Annotated in this window: 3 protein-coding genes; 1 reads left to right on the forward strand and 2 read right to left on the reverse strand. The window is 38.6% G+C overall.

The window, feature by feature from the left end:
* Window positions 1-151: 151 nt before the first annotated feature.
* Window positions 152-1,156, reverse strand: coding sequence for an oxygenase MpaB family protein (locus ACOVQ4_RS13520; RefSeq protein WP_421821160.1), 1,005 nt, complete (start codon window positions 1,154-1,156; stop codon window positions 152-154).
* 179 nt (window positions 1,157-1,335) lie between these two features.
* On the opposite strand from ACOVQ4_RS13520, the gene ACOVQ4_RS13525 reads away from it, so the two are divergent.
* Window positions 1,336-1,773, forward strand: a complete 438-nt coding sequence (locus ACOVQ4_RS13525; RefSeq protein WP_095163525.1) for an FKBP-type peptidyl-prolyl cis-trans isomerase — start codon at window positions 1,336-1,338, stop codon at window positions 1,771-1,773.
* A gap of 104 nt (window positions 1,774-1,877) precedes the next feature.
* Here the strand turns inward: ACOVQ4_RS13525 and ACOVQ4_RS13530 are convergent, their stop codons facing one another.
* Window positions 1,878-4,892 carry a PD-(D/E)XK nuclease family protein gene (locus ACOVQ4_RS13530; RefSeq protein ID WP_421821161.1) on the reverse strand — a complete coding sequence of 1,005 codons (3,015 nt, stop codon included), beginning with the start codon at window positions 4,890-4,892 and terminating at the stop codon, window positions 1,878-1,880.
* Window positions 4,893-4,928: the final 36 nt, after the last annotated feature.

Here is a 4,928-nt window from a genome sequence, read left to right on the forward strand (position 1 = left end):
CACTTTGTCCCTCTGTGCCTCTACCACTTAAAAAAAACACTTTGCCCCTCTGTGCCTATGTGCCTTTGCCACTTTAAAAAAAACACTTTGTCCCTCTGTGCCTTTGTGCCTTTGCCACTAGACGCTGTGCCTCTGTGCCTTTGTCTCCCCCTCAAAACCCAAACACTGCCTTAACTGGAATAAAAGGCACCAATCGCTCTTCAAGAGGATTATTTGGAATTTGGAGTAAATCTGCTACTTCTTTTCCTAATAAATGACGCATAAAAGCACTTGGAATTGTTTTGAGCAGCGGATTTTCAATAAAGTCTTCTAATGATTTCAAAAGCGATTTGGTTAGACCGATTCCTTCCTCAGAAGTCCGAAATTGGCGTTTAGCAATCGCTTTAGCCAATACAAATGCTTCCCGAAGGTTTTGGGGCAAAAGCTCTATCTCTACGCCCATTAGCGCATTGATGGTGTTCCAAGTATGAAGATAATCCTCTGCATTTTCATCCGAAAAGGATAGGTTATTTTTGCGCATTCCTACTATCACAATATAACTAAATGCCAGATTTGTACCTGCCATATCTTCCTGATTTACAGGCAATCCCAAGGCCTTTGTATCCCAAGTTTGATGATATAAGGTAAAAAATCGAATGGATGCGTGCATCAATCGAACTTTCAAAATACGTAGCATCGCTATTGGAATGCCTGCTTCTGAGCTTTTCCATTGCTTAGGATTTAATACCCCAAAAACAAAATTGCCCGTTTCTTCCAAACGCTTGCGAGTATCTTTACCAATTCTTTCTGACATCCATAAAACTTTCGCTCCATCTGCGCCTGCATAACAATATGGCAACGATAAGCATCCTAGCATTAAGGCAATATCAGCCTGATGCTTCTGAGCAAAATCTAAACCTTTTTGAAATTGTTTTTCTTGGTAAAAAGAAGGAAAAACAGCATTATCCTGAAAATACTTTTGCACAAAATCTAACTGACTTTTCCAATCAAAATCTTCCTTGACTAACCATTGAAAAAAGGTTCTCAAGCCAGTCATCCCAACTTGTTCAAATACCGATTGAATACAAACATCAGCCAGTTGGTCGCCTCGTTGGCGGGCGTCGGCTAGTATTTGATTAGAAAAATATCTGGTAGGTTTGATGGCTTGTTTTTTCATGAAATTCTAATCTATTGGACTATTTTGAACCAAGCTATCATCGCTTTGGTTATCTCAATAATTTAACGGACTGTAATCCTTTTTTGTTTAAAGGTATTCATAAAAGGAAAGTTTGTAATTTTGTATCGCCTTCGGGCAATTGAATCTGAAGCATTTTTCATTTAATAAATTTTTATCACATGAACATTTTTGAGCGTCAGCGTGCACAACTTCGTGAAGTATTAGAAAACGAAATCGCTAGAGGTAAGGCTTTTTTGGAAGAAAATAAAAAAAGACCAGAGGTTATCGAAACAGCTAGTGGTTTACAATATGAAGTATTGGTAGAAGGTACTGGTCCAAAACCATCGGGTCCGACTGCCAAAGTTTTGACACATTATCACGGTACAACTATCGATGGCGTTGTTTTTGATAGTAGCGTTTTGCGCAATGACCCAATTTCTTTCGGATTGCACCAAGTAATTTCTGGTTGGACAGAAGGTTTGCAGTTGATGCCTACAGGAAGTAAATACAAATTCTATTTGCCACACAACTTAGCTTATGGCGAACGTGGTGCAGGTCCAGATATCCCTGGTGGTGCTGTGTTGATTTTTGAAGTTGAGTTGTTGAAAACCAACTAGAGCTTTTTGTAATGGTGAATTAGTGAATTGTGAATTAGTGATTATTTTTAATTTAGTTTTCACCATTCACAATTCACAATTCATCATTCAAAACTCCTTCCCCTCTATCTGCCGCAAATGCGTTTAAAATCGCAATAAGTACAAATATCTCTATCTTCTGTACGAGAAAATGGGATTTCGGGATTAAGCAGTTTTTCTAAAAATTTAGCCAAATATTGTTCTGACGAAATCATAAATTCCTCTATTGTCTCATCGTCCGAAAACTTAAAATCTTGTTCTAATAAACCTGCCTCTATATTACGGAAAGAGTAAATTCCTGACACTACTTTATTTTCATCTGCCTTCAGCCTTGTTCCTCGAATACTCAGGCCATATTGCGTCATCATCCTTTTCAGAATCATGTATTTGTACAGCCATAGTTGACGGAGTTTACCTTTCTCTGATTCCTCTAGTAAGACTTCCTCTATCAACTCAGTTTTGACTTTCAAATCTTCAGGTTTTACCAAACCTGTTTTGTAGTCAATCACTCGCACTGTTCGCCCATGAATTCTATCAATTCTGTCGATGCGTCCAGCCAATTTAAAGGGAATGGTTCTGCCGTTTACTTCTACTTCTAGGCCAACTTTCAAGGTTTTCTCGGCATCTAATAATTCAATAGGAAAGGACTCGTTGGCTATTTGAAATTTCAAGAACTTCTTGACCAAGGTTTCGCCTACTTGATACAAAATATAGTTTTCGCCCTCAGTCATTCGAAGTCCGGGATTGGTTTGTTCAAATGCTTTTTTCAAATAGGTATCTATATTTTTCAGAACAAACTCCAAATCTGATTGCTGAATAATACCATCTGTCTTTTCGATTAAATCATCACCTTTTAAAAAAGCTGTGTCTATATTTTCAAAAGTCTTGTGAATCCAGTTACCAAATGAATCAGAGGCCAATTTTTCGGCGACTTCCTCCTCTGGTGCAATACCTGCCACCTTGTTGAAATAATATTGCATCGAACAATCCACAAACTGATTAATATGCGAAGGATATATCCCTCGCTCGTTGATTTCTTGTTCTATCATCGCCAGCATATCGGGCGTTTTCTCGATTTTTAGTCCACTTTCCTCCTCCTCTGCCGTAATCTCAGTTTCGAAATTGACTTGATTTTGGGTAATATTCAAGTTTGGATTGAGGTGACGAAGTTCGTGTTCTATTTGTAAAATAAAGCGACTTTTTTCGGCTGCGCCATAGGTATCCGATGGCAATACATGCACCAATACCACTTCTTTAGCTCTTTGTAATAGTCTAAAAAAGTGATATGCCATAACGGCATCTGCGTGATTATGCGTTGGTAAATTAAACTGTGGGTCAGACAAAGCTTCGTAGGGAATCAGGGTATTTTGTCTTTTTCCTTGTGGTAAAACGCCTTCATTGACTGATAAAATAATCAAGCGTTCAAAATCCAAAGTACGTGTTTCGAGCATACCCATAATTTGCAAACGTTGGTCTGTTTCGGACTCGAAAGGTATTTTGGTTTGTTTGATTAATTCATACAAAAAGGTCTTGAAACTTTTGATAGAAACGGACTCTCCTCGTTCTGCCAAAATCATTTCCATGCGTTGTAACAGCAAATAAAACTGATACAAATATTCATTTTCGACCGCATCCTGACGCTCACGATATACCTCACGCAACAAATCGATAAGGGCATAAAACTGTTCGACAGCTTTTTTAGGTTTTTGTTCCCAGTGATTAAAGACGATATTAAAAAGTCGGTCATCTTGCCCCATTTCTTTCAATTCTTTCGAGCTCAAGAAGACTTTATTATGAATGGTAATATCTCGAAGGGTCTGTCTGATAGGGTTTTGCAATTGCTCATTTTCGGTAAGCTCCTCTACCAAAGGATAATGCATAGCCTCGTATCTTCTCACAAACGGATGATTGAGAATACGAACTACTTGTCTGTACGAAAACTTAGGAATACGTTTGGTTTCTCCGTCTGCATTTTTGAACTCCACTAAATTACGTTGCATCTCGAACATGGCGTCGATTAGAGTAAAAAGCATCGAGTTTTTGAGCGAAAGCCCCATCGTAATATTCAGATTGGCAACATCTTTTCCCAATGAGTTCATCACAGGCACCAGTAAGTTTTCGTCGCCCAATACAATGGCCGTTTGAGTTTGCCCTTCTATCTGTTGATTCCAGTCGGCATAGATTTTCCCTGCGACTTTAGCCTGCATTGAGGCATTGGCAACGCCTATGATTTGGACATTTTTTTGACCTTTTAGCAACTCATTTGATACCCAATTCCACTCATTGTTGAACAAAGGCAATTGGTCAGGCATATTGTTACCTGTACGGTAATCTCGCAGCCAATTTCCTGCCTTTTGGTCCTTGTTTGTTAAATAGTAAGCGTCTGAATCCCATAGCGTTTCAGCAAAAAAATCATTTCCTTCTTTTCTTTTTAGTAAGGAACGAATGATTTTTTCTTCCGCATTAGAGAGCGCATTGAAACCCACAAAATAGTATTTTTTATGTTGTGGATTATCCAACAAATAAGTATCCACGTGTTCGGCTAATTCACGATATGCCATTCCACGATAGACTAAACCTTTTTCACGCAAGCGAGCTTGTAGAAGGTTGTATACCTCATGAATATTTTCAAAAAGTTTGAAATATCGGTCGGTACGTTCGGTACTTTTGAGACGGTCACGTTGAGATTCACCCAATTGCATTTGCCAGCGTTCCAAAGCTTTTGCCTCGGACATAAAACTAAAAAGCTTTTTGGGTTCGACCAGATATTGGTCTATTTTATCAAAGTCATTCAGTAAAGTGGGAGCCCAAGTCATAAAGCGTTCAAAAACAACGAGCGGATCAATTGTTTTGAAAACGTCATATAGTTCAAAAAGCAAAGCAACTGGGTCTATTTGCTTGAGTCCCGTTACATTCATCACAAAGTCGTCGATTGCCATCACATCAGGCGCCAAAAATGGCGCATCTGCCTGATTGGCAAGGGCTTGTTTGAAATACAAAACCCCACGTCGAGACGGAATAACGATACAAATGTTACTTAGATGATGAATACTATGTTTTTGAAAAATATGAGCAGCTGCTTTTTCTAGAAAGGTTTCCATTTAATAGTCTTTTAGGTTTTTTAGGTGAAAGCGGAG

Source organism: Flectobacillus sp. (assembly GCF_049240685.1).
In the GTDB taxonomy this organism is placed as follows: Bacteria; Bacteroidota; Bacteroidia; order Cytophagales; family Spirosomataceae; genus Flectobacillus.